Here is a 16,106-nt window from a genome sequence, read left to right as displayed (position 1 = left end):
CACCCCCGGCACACCGTAGGAGAACCTCATGCACACCGCCCATTCGGCCCGCGCGTCCGCGCCGGCCAACAGCCGCGCCTTGTTGGGTGACCAGGTGATGCTGGGGGCGATCGCGCTCAGCGCGGTGGCCGCCGCCGTCATCGGTTTTCTGTACCACGAGCCCACGCTGGGCGTGGTCGGCGCTCTGGCGCTGGCCGGTCTGGGCGTGGTGGGCTACGCCATGGCGCGGGGCACCCTGTTCTCGCGCCTGGTGCTGACCACGTCCCTGGTGGCGCTGGTGGCGCTGCACATCCAGCTCGCGCACGGCGAGCTGGAATACCACTTCGGTGTCTTCGTCACGCTGGCGGCGCTGCTGGTGTACCTGGACTGGCGCCCCATCCTGCTGGCCGCGGTGCTGTTCGCCGTGCACCACGTGCTGTTCGACCGGCTGCAGGCGGTCGGCCTGGGCTTTTATTGCCTGTCCGAAGCGAACTTCGGCCGCATCGTGCTGCACGCCGCCTACGTGGTGATCCAGACCGCGCTGGAGGTGGTGCTGGTGCTGGGCATGGGGCGCACGGCGCGTGAGGGCGAAGAACTCTCGGCCCTGGTGGCCGCGGTGGACCAGGCCGACGGCATTGCGCTGGACGTGAGCGGCCAGACCGTGGGCACGCCGGTCGCGCGTGCGCTGCAGGGCGCGCTGCAGCGCATGCAGGCGGTGGTGGTCTCGGTGCAGACCTCGGCCATGCACATCGACGCCGCCAGCCGCGAGATCGCGCACGGCAACAGCGACCTGAGCGCGCGCACCGAGCAGGCGGCCAGCAGCCTGCAGCAGACGGCGGCGAGCATGGAAGAGCTCAACAGCACCATGCGCCAGAGCGCCGACGCGGCACGCCAGGCCAGCCAGATGGCGGTGGCCAACGCGGAAGTGGCCGCGCGGGGCGGCCAGGTGGTGGGCCAGGTGGTCGCCACCATGGACGAGATCAACCACAGCAGCAAGAAGATCAACGACATCATCGGCGTGATCGACGGCATCGCGTTCCAGACCAACATCCTGGCGCTCAACGCGGCGGTGGAAGCCGCGCGCGCCGGCGAGCAGGGCCGGGGCTTTGCGGTGGTGGCCAGCGAAGTGCGCAACCTGGCGCAGCGCAGCGCCGAGGCGGCCAAAGAGATCAAGGGCCTGATCGGCACCAGCGTGGACAAGGTGGAAGCCGGCACGCGCCTGGTGGCCGAGGCGGGCAACACCATCGGCGAGGTGGTGGCCAACGCGCAGCGGGTGGCCGACATCATTGGCGAGATCACCGCGGCCAGCGGCGAGCAGGCCAGCGGCATCGGTCAGGTCAACACGGCGGTCACGCAGCTCGACCAGATGACGCAGCAGAACGCCGCGCTGGTGGAGCAGAGCAGTGCGGCGGCCGAGAGCATGCGCTCGCAGGCCGAGCAGCTGGCACAGGCGGTGCAGGTTTTCAAGAAGGCGCGCGCCTGAGCGCGCCACGGTTCGATGTGTTCAAGGAGTTCATGACATGGGCCTGCAATCAATGATGCGGCTGTTTTCCATCCGGGTGCGCATGGTGGGCGCCATCGGCGTCGTGCTGGTGCTGCTGCTGGGCGTGGGGGGCGCGGGGGTGTGGGGCATGCAGAACCTGCAGTCGATCAGCCAGGAGTTCGTGGACCACGCATTCGAGGAAACCAAGGCGCTGTCGCGCTTGCGCCTGGGGCTGGCCGACCTGGGCCGGTACGAAAAAGAGATGGTGATCCAGTACGAGTCGCCCGAGCAGCTGTCGCTGGCGAACCTGAACTGGGGCAAGGCCCGCAAGGTGGTGCGCGAGCAGATCCAGCACATGCAGCAAGGCGCGGCCGACAAAGACAACGTGGTGCTGCACAGCCTGGAGAAAAACCTGGCCGCCTACGAGGCCGCCGTGGACCCGGTGGTCAACAACATGCAGAGCGGCGGCTACGACAGCGCCACCGTGGCCAACCGCATGCTCGAACGTGCGCACCAGAGCTATGCGGCGCTGGAGGCGGACATGAAGAAGATCGAGGCCCTCATCACCGCCGAGGCCTCGGCCCTGCAGGCCCAGGAGGCCGCGACGGCGCGCACCACCCTGATCGGCTTTGCCGTGGCCGTGGGCCTGGCCATGTTCGTGGTGGTGCCGACCACGCTGGCCAACATGCAGAGCATCTGCCAGCCGCTGAACGTGGCGCAGAACCTGGCGGCGTCCATTGCCAAGGGCGACCTGACGCAGCCGGTGCAGACCCAGGGCAAGGACGAGCTGACCGCGCTGATGCACGCGCTGGGCATGATGCAGGCGTCGCTGGCGCGCATCGTGGGCGAGGTGCGCAACAGCACCGACAGCATCGGCAGCGCGAGTGTGGAAATCGCCTCGGGCAACCAGGACCTGTCCAACCGCACCGAACTGGCCGCCAGCAGCCTGCAGCAGGCCGCCAGCAGCCTGGAACAGATCAACGGCATGGTGAGCCACAGCGTGGAGAGCGCGCGCCAGGCCAGCGCCATGGCCGCGACCAACGCCGACGTGGCCGCGCGCGGCGGCCAGGTGGTCAGCCAGGTGGTGGCCACGATGGACGAGATCAACCACAGCAGCAAGAAGATCAGCGACATCATCGGCGTGATCGACGGCATCGCGTTCCAGACCAACATCCTGGCGCTCAACGCGGCGGTGGAAGCCGCACGCGCCGGTGATTCCGGGCGCGGGTTCGCGGTGGTGGCCGGCGAGGTGCGCAACCTCGCGCGCCGCAGCGCCGAGGCGGCGCAGGAGATCAAGCTGCTGATCGGGGCCAGCGTGGACAAGGTCGAGGCCGGCACCCACCTGGTGGCCGAGGCGGGCCAGACGATCGGCGAGATCGTCACGCACGCGCAGAAGATCTCGGTCTTCATCAACGACATCACCACCGCTGCCAACGACCAGAGCCAGGGCATCGGCCAGGTCAACAGCGCGGTCGGCCAGCTCGACCAGATGACGCAGCAGAACGCGGCGCTGGTGGAACAGAGCGCGGCCGCCGCCGAGAACCTGCGCGACCAGGCGGGCAGGCTGGCCGCCGTGGTGGCCACCTTCCAGCTCAGCCGCGCCTGAGCGGCACACCCGTCCGCCATCCGTGTGACCGCGCGCTCCTGTCCGCCGCACGCGTTGCCGCTGTGGTTGCGGGACCGTGAGGGCGTCGAGCGCCGTGCTGCACGGGGGTCCGGCGTTCGCCGACGCCTGCCGACCGGCCACGCCCGGTGCCCGGGTGGCCGGTTGCGCAAGGGTGTGCGCGCGCACGCTGGCCTGCCTATACTGGCCGCCTCGTTGCCGACCGACCGGAAAGGCCCGCCATGAATGCCCGACTGCCCGCCGCCGCCGTCCCGCTGGACGCCCAGACCCTGCAAACCCAGGTGGACGCCGCCTGGCGCTCCACCATCGTGCCCGAGCTGCAACGCTACATCGCGGTGCCGGCCAAGTCGCCCATGTTCGACCCCGACTGGGCGGCGCACGGCCTGCTCGAACGGGTGTTGCAGAACGCCGCCGACTGGGTGCGCGCCCAGCAGGTGCCGGGCTTGCGGTTGGAGATCGTTCGCCTGAACGACGCCCAGGGCCGATCACGCACGCCGGTGCTGTTTTTTGAACTGCCGGCCAGCGCCGGAAAAGACGGCACACCGGCCCCGGCCAGTGCCCAGACCGTGCTGATGTACGGCCACCTGGACAAACAACCCGAATTCAACGGCTGGCGCAGCGACCTGGGGCCGTGGACCCCGGTGATCGACGACGGCAAGCTCTACGGCCGCGGCGGCGCCGACGACGGTTACGCCATCTACGCCAGCATCACGGCCATCCAGGCGCTGCAGGCGCAGGGCGTGGCGCACCCGCGCATCGTCGGCCTGATCGAAACCTGCGAAGAAAGCGGCTCGGCCGACCTGCTGCCCTATGTGGACGCGCTGCGCCCCCGCCTGGGCGATGTGGGCCTGGTGGTCTGCCTGGACAGCGGCGCCGGCAACTACGACCAGCTCTGGCTGACCACCAGCCTGCGCGGCATGGCCAGCGGCGTGCTCAAGGTCGAGATCCTCACCGAGGGCATCCACTCGGGCGACGCCTCGGGCCTGGTGCCGTCGAGCTTTCGCATCATGCGGCAGGTGCTGGACCGGCTGGAAGACAGCGGCACCGGCCACCTGCTGCCCGCGGCGTTCCATTGCCAGGTGCCGGGCGAGCGGCTGGCGCAGGCGCAAGCCACGGCCGCCATCCTGGGCGACGAGCTGTTCAAACGCTTCCCCTGGGCCCACCACGACTGCGGCGGCGCCACCGTCTCGGCCCTGCCGACCACCACCGACCCGGTCGAAGCCCTGCTGGCCCGCACCTGGCGGCCCACCCTCTCGGTCACCGGCGCCGAAGGCTTCCCCGACATCGCCAACGCCGGCAACGTGCTGCGGCCCTACACGGCGTTCAAGCTCAGCCTGCGCCTGCCACCCCTGGTGGACGCGGCCGGCGCGGTGCAGCAGCTCAAGACGCTGCTGGAAGACAACGCGCCCTACCAGGCCAGGGTCACCTTCGAAGGCCTGAGTTCGGCCACCGGCTGGAACGCGCCGAGCACCGCGCCCTGGTTCGAGTCGGCGCTGCAGGCGGCCTCGCAGGCCCACTACGGCGCCGCCTGCGCCACCATCGGCCAGGGGGGCACCATCCCGCTGATGAACATGCTCAGCCAGGGCTTCCCGACCGCGCAGATGATGGTCTGCGGCGTGCTGGGCCCGCGCAGCAACGCGCACGGCCCCAACGAATTCCTGCACCTGGACTACGCGCGCCGCCTGACCGCGTCGGTCGCGCAGGTCATCGCCCGCATGCCCTGACCGCCATGGGCGACGACACCACCGAAGCCCCGTTCACGCTGCGCGATGGTCTGAACATCGCGCTGTTCGACTGGCCGCTGCCCAGCCGCCGCCGCCCGCGCGGGGTGGTGCTGATCGTGCACGGCCTGGGCGAACACGCCTGGCGCTACGACCCGCTGGCGCAGCGTCTGAACGAATGGGGTTTTGCGGTGCGCGCCTACGACCAGCGCGGCCACGGCGATTCGGGCGGGCAGCGCGGTGTGCTGCCCGACGACGACGCCCTGCTCGACGACCTGTGCGAGGTGCTGGAAGACACGCGGCGCCACATCGCCGAGCCCTGGGCCTGCCCGCTGATCCTGATGGGCCACAGCATGGGCGGTCTGGTGGCGGCCACCTGGGTGCTGCGCGGGTCCCTGCCGGTGGACGCGCTGGTGCTGTCCTCGCCCGCGCTGGACGCGGGCATCGGCCCCCTGCACAAGCGCCTGATCGCGCTGCTGCTCCGCTGGGTCCCCAACCTCACCCTGTCCAACGGGCTGGACCCGCGCCAGCTCTCGCACGACCCGGCCGTGGTGGCCGCTTACCAGAAGGACAAGCGGGTGCACGACCGCATCTCGGCGCGGCTGGCGCGCTTCATCGACGCCAACGGCCCGGCCGTGGTGGCGGCCGCCCCCGGCTGGACCGTGCCGACCCTGCTGCTGTACGCCGGCGCCGACCGCCTGGTGCGGCCCGATGGCAGCCGCGCCTTTGCCGCCGTGGCGCCGCGCGAGGTGGTCACCAGCCAGTGCCTGGAAGGCCAGTTCCACGAAATCTTCAACGAGGCCGATCCGTCGTTGTCGTACGCGGCGCTCAGGGTCTGGCTGGACCAGCTCGCACCGGCCTGAACCGCCGGCGCACAAAAGAAAAGCCGCTGCGCGAAGCCATCGCGCAGCGGCTTTTTGGTGTTTGGGCCTTGTCAGGGGCCCGGGCCGGTCATCGCTTCATCAAGCCGCCCAGCATGCCCACCAGATCGCCGGCGTCCAGCTGGCCGTCGCCACCACCCAGCAGCGAACCCAGCGCGCCCATGCCGTTGTCGGCCGGCACCTGGCCTTGCGGCGTGAGCTTGTCGATCAGACCGGGCAGCAGATCGGCCATGGTGCCGGCGGCCTGTTGCTGATTGCCGCCCAGCTGCTTGGCGATCATGCCCATCAGGTCCGGGCCCAGGGCGCCGCCCAGGGCGTCGGCCGAGACCGGCTGGTTCGCACCCGTGCCCACCCACGAGGCGGCCGCGTCACCCAGGCCACCCTGCTGCAGCTTGCCCAGAATGCCCGAGAGGCCGCCGGCGTTGTTCATCAGCGCGCCGACGATGCCCACGAGCATCTGCGGGTCGATGCCGCCCGCGCCACCCTGCGCCTGACCGCCTTGCTGGCCACCGAGGGCTGCGCCCAGTACCGAATCCAATAGACCCATGTGATTTCTCCCGTGTGAGGTTGCGGTGCCCGGCGCCACGGCGGCGCCGGTTCAGGCCGGATTGTGGGCGTGCCGGCGGACGGCGGCAAGCCACAGCAGGGCCAGGCCGGTGAGGGCCACGGGCAACAGGGAGCCCAGGTTCAGCAGGGCCCAGCCCTGGGTGGTCACGAGGGCGCCAGAGGCGAACGAGGTCACCGCCATGGTGGCGAACACAAAGAAATTGATGGCCGCCTGTGCGCGGTCTTTTTCCTCAGGTCTGTAGGCCTGCAGCGACAGTGTGGTGCTGCCGGTGAACAGGAAGTTCCAGCCCACGCCCAGCAGGAACAGGGCGACCAGGAACTGCTGCAGCTCCACACCCGTCAGGGCAATGGCGATGCACAGCGCGTTCAGCGCCACGCCCACGCCCATGATGGGCAGCACGCCAAAGCGCTTGATCAGGTGGCCGGTGAAGAAGCCCGGCGCGAACATGCCGATCACGTGCCATTCCAGCACCAGGGCGGCGTCGCTGAACTCGAAGCCGCAGACCTGCATGGCCAGCGGCGTGGCGGCCATCAGCAGGTTCATCACACCGTAGCCCAGCGCGGCGCCGATGGCCGCGACCATGAACACCGGCTGGCGCACGATCACCGACAGCGGCCGCCCGGTGTCGGCGCCGGCCTTCCTGGGCGGCAGCGGCGGGAACTTCATGAACGCCATGATGGCCATGGACAGCAGCGCCACCACCGCCAGCGACAGGTAGGCGCCGGCGAACGGCACGTCCAGCAGGTTGCGGGTGCGGCTGGCCAGGTTGGGGCCGAGCACCGCGCCCACCAGGCCGCCGGCCAGCACCAGCGACACGGCTTTCTCGCGGAACTCCGGCGCCGCCAGCTCGGCCGCGGCGAAGCGGTAGAGCTGGCCATTGGCGCTGTAGTAACCGGCGATCACCGTGGCGCTCACCAGCAGCCAGAAGTTGTGCTGCATGGCCGCCCAGTAGCACAGCAGGGCCGAGCCGAGCGCGACCAGCAGGCCGATCTGGAAAGAGCCTTTGCGGCCGAACGCGCTTTGCGTGCGCGCCACCAGCGGCGTGGACAGCGCGCCCCCCACCACATAACCCATCACCGGCAGCGTCGCCATCCAGCCCAGCGGCGCGAGCGACAGACCCACCAGGCCGTTGATGGCGATGAAGACCACGTTGTTGGTCAGAAACAGGCCTTGCGCGGCGGCCAGCAGCCAGAGGTTTTTGTTCATAAGTCGTTGTTTATACCGGGGTCTGGCCGGCGCCGCTGCCCGGTCAGGGGGGTGTTGGGGCCTTTTGGCTGTCATGGCTCTGACACAAATGCTCCTAAATCAGTAGCTGCACAGCAAGATTGCATGCTGTCTGGAACCATTGCTGTACTCAAGGGCGGGCGGTTCCGACCGAAAACTTCCTCAGGGCAGGCCGTGGCGGTTTGCCGCCGTCCCAACCCCTTTTTCGAGGTGCCGCCATGTCCTGGCTTTCCCGTCTGTCCGTGCACGCCAAGCTGGGCCTGCTGGTCGCTGTGTTTTCCATCGGCATGGCGCTGGTGGTCGGTCTGAGTTTCTGGGGCCTGAACCAGGCGGTGTCGGCCAGCCGTTCGATGGTGGACCGGGAGTTGCGGGTCGTGCAGTGGCTGGGCGACACGCGTTCGGCGGTGGGCCATGCGCGCCGTTTCGAAAAAGACATGTTCCTGAACCTGGCCGAAGAGGACAGGCTCGCGGACTACCACAAGGCCTGGGTCGCGGAGCTCGACCAGCTGCGCGCGACCCTGGCCAAGATGGAACCCCTGCTCGATGGGCCGCAGCGGGCGGCGGCGCGCGAGATGACGGCGGCGCTGGGGCGTTACCAGCAGGCGGTGCAGGCCATCGTGCGGCGCATCGAGATCGGCGAGATCAACGACCCCTGGGCCGCCAACAAGGCGCTGGAGCCAGCCAAGGGCGAAATCCGCGCGGCCGACCAGGCGCTGAGCGCGATCGGCCGGTCGATCGGGCAGCGCGTGGACGGCACCGCGCAGGCCCTGGCCGCGCTGGAACACCAGGTGGTGCAGCGCACGCTGTTGGTGGCGCTGGGCATGCTGGGCGGCGTCGTCTGGCTCGGCTGGCGCATCGCGCGCGCGGTCACGGGGCCGCTGCAGCAGGCGGCGCGCGCCGTCGAACGGGTGGCGCAGGGCGACCTGACCGGGCGCGTCCAGGTCCTGGGGCGCGACGAGATCGCACGCGTGATGCAGGGCATCGATGTCATGCAGGCCGCGCTGGTGCGGGTGGTCGGGCAGATCCACCAGAGCGTGGCCACCGTGGTGCACGCCAGCCAGGAAATCGCGGCCGGCAACCAGGACCTGTCCAGCCGCACCGAGGCAGCGGCCTCGAACCTGCAGCAGACGGCCGCGAGCATGGAGGCGATACACGGCACCCTGCAACACGGCGCCGAGGCGGCGCGCAACGCCAGCCGGCTGGCCATGGCCAATGCCGAAGCCGCCGCACGCGGTGGCGCGGTGGTGCAGCAGGTGGTGAGCACCATGGACGAGATCCACCACAGCAGCAAAAAGATCAACGACATCATCGGCGTGATCGACGGCATCGCGTTCCAGACCAACATCCTGGCGCTCAACGCCGCGGTGGAAGCCGCGCGCGCCGGCGAGCAGGGCCGGGGCTTTGCGGTGGTGGCCAGCGAAGTGCGCAACCTGGCGCAGCGCAGCGCCGAGGCGGCCAAAGAGATCAAGGGCCTGATCGGCACCAGCGTGGACAAGGTGGAAGCCGGCACGCGCCTGGTGGCCGAGGCGGGCAGCACCATCGGCGAGGTGGTGGCCAACGCGCAGCGCGTGGCCGACATCATTGGCGAGATCACCGCGGCCAGTGGCGAGCAGGCCAGCGGCCTCGGCCAGGTCAACGCGGCGGTCACGCGGCTGGACCAGATGACGCAGCAGAACGCCGCGCTGGTGGAAGAAAGCGCCGCGGCCGCCGGCACGCTGCGCGACAGCGCGCAGCGCCTGGGCCAGGCGGTCGCGGTGTTCCGCCTGCCGGCCTGAACCGCTGTCCCGGGGCGGCCGTCCATTCGTCGGCCGCGCGGCCAGCGCGGCGCACCGCGGTGTTGCAATGCGGGGCATGACACCTTGCTTGCATTTCCTGCTCGGCCTGTGCGCGCGGCTGGCGGGCTGGCTGCTGCTGGCCTCATCCGTCCATGCCGCGGGCGCGCCGCTGGCCGCCGGTTCACACGAACTGTCGCTGCGCCATGCGGGCCGCGAGCGCGGCTTCATCGTGCATGTGCCCCAGGCGTACCGGGCCGACCGGCCGGTGCCGCTGGTGCTGGCCCTGCACGGCGGTGGCGGCAGCATGCAGGTGATGGCACGCGACCGGCTGTATGGCCTGGTGTCGCAGTCGGAGGCCAGTGGCTGGATCGTGGTGTTTCCCAACGGGTTCAGCCGCCTGGGCGGCAAGCTCGCGACCTGGAACGCCGGCCTTTGCTGCGGCGCCGCGCGCGACAGCGGCAGCGACGACGTGGGCTTCCTGCGCGCCGTGGTGGCGCAGGTGCAGCAGCGCCTGGCCATCGACCCGCAGCGCGTCTTCGCCACCGGCATGTCCAACGGCGGGATGATGGGTTACCGCCTGGCCTGCGAAGCGTCCGACGTGTTCCGCGCCGTGGCCGCGGTGGCCGGCACCGACGGCATGGCGGACTGCCGGCCCGGGCGGCCGGTGCCGGTGTTTCACATCCATGCGAAGGACGACGACCGGGTGCTGTTCAACGGCGGCTCGGGCAGCGCGTCGGACACGCACGCCGACTTCGTTTCGGTCCCCGCGACGGTGGACCGCTGGGCGCGGCTCAACGCCTGCCCCGGCCCGGCGCAGCGCGTGCTGGAGCGGCCCGGTGTGGTGTGCGAAGTGCGCAGCGGCTGCGCGGATGGCGCCGAAGTGCGTCTGTGCGTCACCGACACCGGGGGCCACGCCTGGCCCGGCGGGCGCAAGCCCCTGGGGGGACAGGGGTCGACGGCGCTGGACGCGACGGCCGAGATCTGGGCCTTCTTCGCGCGCCAGTGAATCCGGCGATCAGGCCAGGGCCTGCACCAGCGCGGCCAGCGCCGCGGTTTCGGCGCGCAGCACGCGCGGGCCGAGGGTGACGGGCACGAAGCCGGCGGCGCGGGCGTGGGCGTCTTCGCTGGGGGAGAGGCCGCCCTCCGGACCGCTGAGAAAGAGCACCGGCGCATCGGCCGGTTGAGCGCGCAGCACCTCGGCCAGCGGCCGCGAGCCGTCGGCCAGCGAGAGCACGCAGCGCAGCGGGGCCGTGCCCGCGCTCTCGCGCAGCCAGGCCGGGAAGTCGGCCACGGGCTGCACCAGCGGCACGCGGTTGCCGCCGCACTGTTCGCAGGCGGCCACGGCCACCTGCTGCCAGTGCGCCTGTTTCTTGGTCGCGCGTTCGCCGGTGAGGCGCAGCACGCTGTGCGCGGTGTGCAGCGGCTGCACGCTGGCCACGCCGAGTTCGGCGGCCTTTTCCACCAGCCAGTCCATGCGCTCGTTGGCCGGCATGCCCAGGGCCAGGTGCACGCGGCGTTGCGGCTCGCGCTCGACCGCTTCGAACGTGTCCACGCGCACAGCGACGTCGCTGCGGCCCATGCGCAGCACGGTGGCCTGCCACTGCCCGCCCTCGCCGTTGAACAGCGTGATGGCGTCGCCCGGCTGGTGGCGCAGCACCTGCACATGGCGCGCGGCGGCGGGGGGCAGGTCCAGCTCGGCGCCGGCGGTCAGGGGAACGGGGCAGTGAAAGCGCGGCATGTGATGACGTTCAGACGCGGCCGAAGGCGTAGCCCGACGCGGCTTCCAGGCCTTCGACCTTGTCGATGAGCTGCAGCAGCGGGCCCAGCTCGCGGTAGCGGTGGGTGGTGGCCCGGATGTAGGCGATGAAGCGCGGCGTGTCGGCCAGGTATTTGGGCTTGCCGTCGCGCAGCGTGAGGCGCGCGAAGATGCCGGCCACCTTCAGGTGGCGCTGCAGGCCCATCCATTCGACGGCACGGTAGAAGGCGCCGAAGTCGCTGTGCCAGTCCTCGAAATCCATCAACCCGGCCTTGCGCGCCTTTTCCCAGTAACGGATGGTGATATCGATGACGAAATCCTCGTCCCAGGTGAGGAAGGCGTCGCGCATCAGGCTGGCCACGTCGTAGGTGATGGGGCCGTGCACCGCGTCCTGGAAGTCGAGCACGCCCAGCTGCTGCGCGGGCGTAGTGCCGGGCTGGCCGGGAATCATCAGGTTGCGCGGCATGAAGTCGCGGTGCACGTAGACCGTGGGCGCGGCCAGGCAGCGTTTGACGATGCTGTCGAAGGCCTTGCTCAGGGTCTCGGCGTCCTTGCCTTCCAGCGTGGTCTGGCGGTGCTGGGCCAGGTACCAGTCGGGGAAGAGCTGCAGCTCGCGGCGCAGCAGCGGCTCGTCGTAGGCCGGCAGCACGCCGGGCTTTGACGACAGTTGCCAGGCCAGCAGCGTGTCCACCGCCTGCAGGTAACGCGCGTGGTTGGCCTGCGGGTTCGTGGCGTCGATCTGCTCCATCATGGTCTGCGTGCCCAGATCGGGCAACAACATGAAACCCTGCGGCTCGTCCCAGGCCAGGATGTCGGGCACCAGCAGGCCGGCGGCTTTCATCAGGCCGGCCACATGCACGAAGGGCTGGCAGTTTTCCTTCTCGGGCGGCGCGTCCATGACGATGCGGCTGGCGCCGTCGGTGGTGTCCACGCGCAGGTAGCGGCGGAAGCTCGCGTCGGCCGAGGCCGGGCGCAGCGTCTCGGGGCGCAGGCCCTGGGCGGCGGCCAGGCCGTGCAGCCAGGTGTGGAAGGCGGCTTCGCGCGCGGCGTCGGACCAGGTGACGGCTGGGGTGTTCGGGGTCATGGGAGCAGGGCCCTGGAGGCCGCAGAAGGCACGCCCGGCAGGGGCGCGACCGGGTGGTGGGCAGTGGATAATCGCCTGAGATTTTAGAACCCGCGTGTCCGGCGCCTGGCCGGTGCACGCGCCCTGTGCCCACCCGGGGCAGCGGACCGCCTCCACTCCCGTCACACCTTGAACCGTCGCCCCGTCTGTCCGCCGACCGCTGCCCGGCCCCTGTTCACGCCTTCGCCCGTGGGGCGCGGCGTGCGTGCGCTGCTGGCGCTGATCGCCTTCGGGGCGCCCGGGCTGGCGTTCGCGCAGGCCAGTGGGGCCGCGGCCCCTGTGGTCTTGCAGCCCAGCGCCACCCTGCTGGAGACCCTGCCCGAAGCGGTGCAGGGCAGCGTGCCCAGCTTCGTGTCGGGCGAGCGTCTGCACGGCCAGACCGACGGCGTGGTGGTGATCGAAGGCGCCGCCGAGCTGCGCCGCCACGGCACGGTGATCAAGGCCGACCGGCTCGAATACGACCAGACCAGCAGCGAGGCCAAGGCCGAGGGCCACGTGCTCATCAACCGCGGCGGCAACCGTTTCGAAGGCCCGGCGCTGCAACTCAACGTGGACACCAGCCGCGGTCACTTCGAGCAGCCGGCGTTTTCGCTGCTGCAGAGCGACGGGCACGGCGACGCGAAGCGGGTGGACTTTCTGGGGCAGGACAAGGTCGAGGCGACCGACGCGCGCTATTCCACCTGTCCGCGCACGCCGGGGGCGAAATGGATGCCCGACTGGCTGGTGCGCGCCGACCGCATCGAGCTGGACAACGCCGAAGAAGTGGGCACGGCCCACGGCGGCGTGATGGAGTTCAAGGGCGTGCCCATCCTGGGAGCGCCCTACCTGAGCTTTCCGCTGACCGACAAGCGCAAGAGCGGCGTGCTGCCGCCGACCATCAACCTCGACAACGTCAGCGGGCTCGAACTGACGCTGCCCTACTACCTGAACCTCGCGCCCGAGTTCGACGCCACGCTCTACCCGACGCTCATGAGCCGGCGCGGCCTGGACCTGGGCGGCGAGTTCCGCTATCTGCAGCCCGGCTACAACGGCCGGTTGCGCGCGGCCTACATGCCCAACGACACGCTGCGCAACAGCGACCGCTGGGGCTACGCCCTGCAGCACCAGCACAGCGTGTCCCCCGGCGCCACGCTGGGCGGGCTCGGCCTGCACAGCCCGCTGGGCCTGCGCCTGAACCTCAACCGCGTGAGCGACGACAACTACTGGCGCGACTTTCCGCGCAGCAGCACCTCGCTGACCTCGCGCCTGCTGGCCAACGAAGCGGTGCTCAACTGGAACCAGGGGCCCTGGGCGCTGAGCGCTGGCGCCTACCGCTGGCAGACCCTTCAGGCGACGGACGATGTCGACGCGAAGATCATCCCCCCCTACGACCGGCTGCCGTCGGTGGCGCTGCGGTTCGCGCAGGACCACCAGCGCTGGGCCGGCCTGAGCGGCTGGGAATGGTCGCTGCAGACCGACTACACGCGCTTCCATTCCGACCCGTCGCTCACCGGGCAGGTCAACGGCTCGCGGTCGCTGGCCATCGCACGCATCGGCCACCGCTGGGACAAGGCCGGCGGCTACCTGGCCCCCAGCCTGCAACTGCACCACGCCAGCTACCGTTTCGATGGCGTGGTCAGTGGCGCGCGCAGCGCCAGCCGCAGCGTGCCCACCTTCAGCGTCGACAGCGGTCTGGTGTTCGAGCGCGAGACCAGCTACTTTGGCCGCCGCTTCAACCAGACGCTGGAGCCGCGCGCCTTCTTCACCTGGACGCCCTACCGCGACCAGAGCGCCCTGCCCAATTACGACTCGGCCGCCAACGACTTCAATTTCGCGTCGATCTACGCCGAGAACACCTTCGGCGGCAACGACCGCCTTGCCGACCTGCGTGCGCTCACCGTGGGCGCCAGCTCGCGCCTGCTGGACCCGGCCACCGGCGCCGAGGTGGTGCGCCTGGGCCTGGCCCAGCGCTACCTGCTGCGCGACCAGCGCGTGGTGCTGCCCCCTCAGAGCTGCGGCAGCAGCGACGCGTCCGGCTGCACGCCGGTGACCAACCGCCTGAGCGACGTGCTGCTGGGCGCGCGCGTGCAATGGAGCCCGCGCTGGTCCACCGACGCCAATGTGCAGTACAGCCCGCAGGAGCGCGAGTCGGTGCGCACCACGCTCAGCGGCCGCTACACGCCCAGCAACTACCGCGTGCTCAGCGCCGCCTACCGCCTGCAGCGCGGCAGCAGCGAGCAGCTGGACATCGGCTGGCAGTGGCCGCTGTCGGACCTGTGGGCCGACAAGCCCGCCACCCCCAGCGCCGGTCGCGGCCTGGGGCCGGGCCAGTGGTACAGCGTGGGCCGCATCAACTACAGCGTGCCCGACCGCAAGATCGTCGATCTGGTGGCGGGCTTTGAGTACGATGCCGGCTGCTGGATCGGCCGTGTGGTGGTCGAGCGCCTGACGACTGGCACCACCAGCGCGAACCAACGCGTGCTGTTCCAGATCGAATTCTCCGGCTTCTCGCGCATTGGCTCCAACCCGCTGCAGACGCTCAAAGACAATGTGCCCCGCTACCAATACCTGCGTGAAGACATCAACCCGCCGAGCCGGTTCCAACAATATGACTGATCGCCGTTCCCTCGTTTCCCGCCGCTGGACGGCTCTGGCGCTGAGTGCCTGCCTGGCTTGCGCTGGCGCGGCCCAGGCGCAATCGCTGCGCCCTTCGACCCAGCTCAGCCCGCTGCGGGGCCTGCCGGCCGCGCAAGGCCCGCGCACGGTGGACTACATCGTCGCCCTGGTCAATTCCGAACCCGTGACCAACAACGAGGTGCGTGCGCGGCTGCTGCGCGTGGAGCAACAGCTGACCCAGCAGGGCGCGGCGCTGCCCGCGCGGGCCGAACTGGCGCGCCAGGTGATGGAGCAGCTGGTCAACGAGCGTGCCCAGCTGCAGCAGGCCAGCGAACAAGGCCTGCGCGTGGACGAAGCCACGCTGGCCCGTGCCGAGCAGTCCATCGCCTCGCAGAACCAGCTGAGCGTGGAGGAGTTCCGCCGCCGCGTGGCCGCCGACGGCATGGACATCAACTTCCTGCGCAACGAACTGCGCAACCAGATCCTGCTGCAGCAACTGCGCGAGCGCGAGGTCGAGGCCCGCGTGCGCGTGAGCGAAAACGACATCGACGACTTCGTGCGCGAACAGAAGACCAGCAACGACCTCGGCAGCCTGGAGCTCAACCTCTCGCACATCCTGGTGCGGGTGCCCGAAAGCGCCACGCCCGAGCAGGTCAAGGGGTTGGAAGCGCGTGCCCAGCGCGCCGCCGACCGCGCCCGCAAGGGCGATGACTTCGGCACGCTGGCGCGCGAGTATTCCGACGCGCCCGAGGGCGCCAACGGGGGCCAGTTCGGCATGCGCTCGGCCGATCGGCTGCCCGAGGTCTTCGTCACGGCCACGCGCGAGCTGCGCGCAGGCGAGATCGTCGGCCCGGTGCGCAGCCCGGCGGGCTTTCACGTGCTCAAGCTGGTGGAAAAGCGCCAGGCCGGCCTGCCCGACGTCAACGTCACCCAGACCCATGCGCGCCACATCCTGCTGCGCCCGGGCCCGCAGCTGAGCCAGAACGACGCCGTGACGCGCCTGACGCAGTACCGCGAGCAGATCGTCGGCGGCAAAGCGACCTTCGAGGCCCTGGCCCGCGAGCACAGCCAGGACGGTTCGGCCAGCGCCGGCGGCGACCTGGGCTGGGCCAGCCCGGGCCAGTTCGTGCCCGAGTTCGAAGAAGCCATGAACGGCCTGCGCCCGGGGGCGATGTCCTTCCCGGTGGTGTCGCGTTTCGGCGTGCACCTGATCCGTGTGGACGAGCGCCGGCAGATGAAACTCAGCGACCGGGAGCAGCGCGAGATCGTGCGCGGTCTGGTGCGCGAGAAGAAAGCCGCGGACGCACTCGAAAGCTGGGCGCAGGACCTGCGGTCGCGCGCCTACGTGGAATACCGCGAAGCGCCGCAGCCATGAGG

Annotated in this window: 12 protein-coding genes; 8 read left to right on the top strand and 4 right to left on the bottom strand. The window is 70.4% G+C overall.

The annotated features are described in order from the left end of the window. The first annotated feature begins 28 nt into the window (after positions 1-28). The 4 genes from RMP09_RS00280 (at position 29) to RMP09_RS00265 (ending at position 5,670) form a co-directional block, all read left to right on the top strand. The gene (locus RMP09_RS00280; RefSeq protein ID WP_310564004.1) at positions 29-1,462 is read left to right on the top strand and encodes a methyl-accepting chemotaxis protein; all 1,434 of its coding nucleotides are present in this window, start codon (positions 29-31) and stop codon (positions 1,460-1,462) included. Between the two features lie 37 nt (positions 1,463-1,499). Then, on the top strand, positions 1,500-3,068 hold the full coding sequence (locus RMP09_RS00275; RefSeq protein ID WP_310564003.1) for a methyl-accepting chemotaxis protein: 1,569 nt from the start codon (positions 1,500-1,502) through the stop codon (positions 3,066-3,068). Positions 3,069-3,307: 239 nt separating this feature from the next. Then, on the top strand, positions 3,308-4,810 hold the full coding sequence (locus RMP09_RS00270; RefSeq protein WP_310564002.1) for a M20 family metallopeptidase: 1,503 nt from the start codon (positions 3,308-3,310) through the stop codon (positions 4,808-4,810). Positions 4,811-4,815: 5 nt separating this feature from the next. After that, entirely contained in the window at positions 4,816-5,670 is an 855-nt protein-coding gene (locus tag RMP09_RS00265) for an alpha/beta hydrolase (protein WP_310564001.1), read from the top strand. 88 nt (positions 5,671-5,758) lie between these two features. On the opposite strand, the gene RMP09_RS00260 is transcribed toward RMP09_RS00265, so the two are convergent. After that, positions 5,759-6,274 (bottom strand): YidB family protein, encoded by a 516-nt coding sequence (locus RMP09_RS00260; protein ID WP_409559662.1) that lies wholly within the window; start codon positions 6,272-6,274, stop codon positions 5,759-5,761. Between the two features lie 12 nt (positions 6,275-6,286). After that, the gene (locus RMP09_RS00255; RefSeq protein ID WP_310563999.1) at positions 6,287-7,462 is read right to left on the bottom strand and encodes an MFS transporter; all 1,176 of its coding nucleotides are present in this window, start codon (positions 7,460-7,462) and stop codon (positions 6,287-6,289) included. 236 nt (positions 7,463-7,698) lie between these two features. Here RMP09_RS00255 and RMP09_RS00250 point away from each other — a divergent pair, with 236 nt between their 5' ends. Then, positions 7,699-9,255: a methyl-accepting chemotaxis protein gene (locus RMP09_RS00250; RefSeq protein ID WP_310563998.1), complete on the top strand. Its 1,557-nt coding sequence runs from the start codon at positions 7,699-7,701 to the stop codon at positions 9,253-9,255. A gap of 76 nt (positions 9,256-9,331) precedes the next feature. Further along, positions 9,332-10,261: an alpha/beta hydrolase family esterase gene (locus RMP09_RS00245; RefSeq protein WP_310563997.1), complete on the top strand. Its 930-nt coding sequence runs from the start codon at positions 9,332-9,334 to the stop codon at positions 10,259-10,261. 9 nt (positions 10,262-10,270) lie between these two features. Here the strand turns inward: RMP09_RS00245 and RMP09_RS00240 are convergent, their stop codons facing one another. Together RMP09_RS00240 and RMP09_RS00235 are read right to left on the bottom strand one after the other, a co-directional pair. Further along, positions 10,271-10,993, bottom strand: a complete 723-nt coding sequence (locus RMP09_RS00240) for a 16S rRNA (uracil(1498)-N(3))-methyltransferase (RefSeq protein ID WP_310563996.1) — start codon at positions 10,991-10,993, stop codon at positions 10,271-10,273. 10 nt (positions 10,994-11,003) lie between these two features. Beyond that, entirely contained in the window at positions 11,004-12,095 is a 1,092-nt protein-coding gene (locus RMP09_RS00235) for a phosphotransferase (protein WP_310563995.1), read from the bottom strand. 168 nt (positions 12,096-12,263) lie between these two features. Here RMP09_RS00235 and RMP09_RS00230 point away from each other — a divergent pair, with 168 nt between their 5' ends. Both RMP09_RS00230 and RMP09_RS00225 read left to right on the top strand, forming a co-directional pair. After that, positions 12,264-14,729, top strand: coding sequence for an LPS-assembly protein LptD (locus tag RMP09_RS00230; RefSeq protein ID WP_310563994.1), 2,466 nt, complete (start codon positions 12,264-12,266; stop codon positions 14,727-14,729). Next, positions 14,722-16,104: a peptidylprolyl isomerase gene (locus RMP09_RS00225; protein WP_310563993.1), complete on the top strand. Its 1,383-nt coding sequence runs from the start codon at positions 14,722-14,724 to the stop codon at positions 16,102-16,104. The genes RMP09_RS00230 and RMP09_RS00225 overlap by 8 nt, the downstream gene beginning before the upstream one ends. Positions 16,105-16,106 lie beyond the last annotated feature (2 nt).

This window comes from Hydrogenophaga sp., from assembly GCF_031426985.1.
In the GTDB taxonomy this organism is placed as follows: Bacteria; Pseudomonadota; Gammaproteobacteria; order Burkholderiales; family Burkholderiaceae_C; genus Hydrogenophaga.
This window is presented reverse-complemented; position numbering and strand designations above follow the sequence as displayed.

What these genes read in the sequence shown, in the direction of transcription:
- RMP09_RS00280 (WP_310564004.1), top strand. Translation starts at nt 29, where the DNA reads ATGCACACCGCCCATTCGGCCCGCGCGTCCGCGCCGGCCAACAGCCGC.
- RMP09_RS00275 (WP_310564003.1), top strand. Translation starts at nt 1,500, where the DNA reads ATGGGCCTGCAATCAATGATGCGGCTGTTTTCCATCCGGGTGCGCATG.
- RMP09_RS00270 (WP_310564002.1), top strand. Translation starts at nt 3,308, where the DNA reads ATGAATGCCCGACTGCCCGCCGCCGCCGTCCCGCTGGACGCCCAGACC.
- RMP09_RS00265 (WP_310564001.1), top strand. Translation starts at nt 4,816, where the DNA reads ATGGGCGACGACACCACCGAAGCCCCGTTCACGCTGCGCGATGGTCTG.
- RMP09_RS00255 (WP_310563999.1), bottom strand. Translation starts at nt 7,462, where the DNA reads ATGAACAAAAACCTCTGGCTGCTGGCCGCCGCGCAAGGCCTGTTTCTG.
- RMP09_RS00250 (WP_310563998.1), top strand. Translation starts at nt 7,699, where the DNA reads ATGTCCTGGCTTTCCCGTCTGTCCGTGCACGCCAAGCTGGGCCTGCTG.
- RMP09_RS00245 (WP_310563997.1), top strand. Translation starts at nt 9,332, where the DNA reads ATGACACCTTGCTTGCATTTCCTGCTCGGCCTGTGCGCGCGGCTGGCG.
- RMP09_RS00240 (WP_310563996.1), bottom strand. Translation starts at nt 10,993, where the DNA reads ATGCCGCGCTTTCACTGCCCCGTTCCCCTGACCGCCGGCGCCGAGCTG.
- RMP09_RS00235 (WP_310563995.1), bottom strand. Translation starts at nt 12,095, where the DNA reads ATGACCCCGAACACCCCAGCCGTCACCTGGTCCGACGCCGCGCGCGAA.
- RMP09_RS00225 (WP_310563993.1), top strand. Translation starts at nt 14,722, where the DNA reads ATGACTGATCGCCGTTCCCTCGTTTCCCGCCGCTGGACGGCTCTGGCG.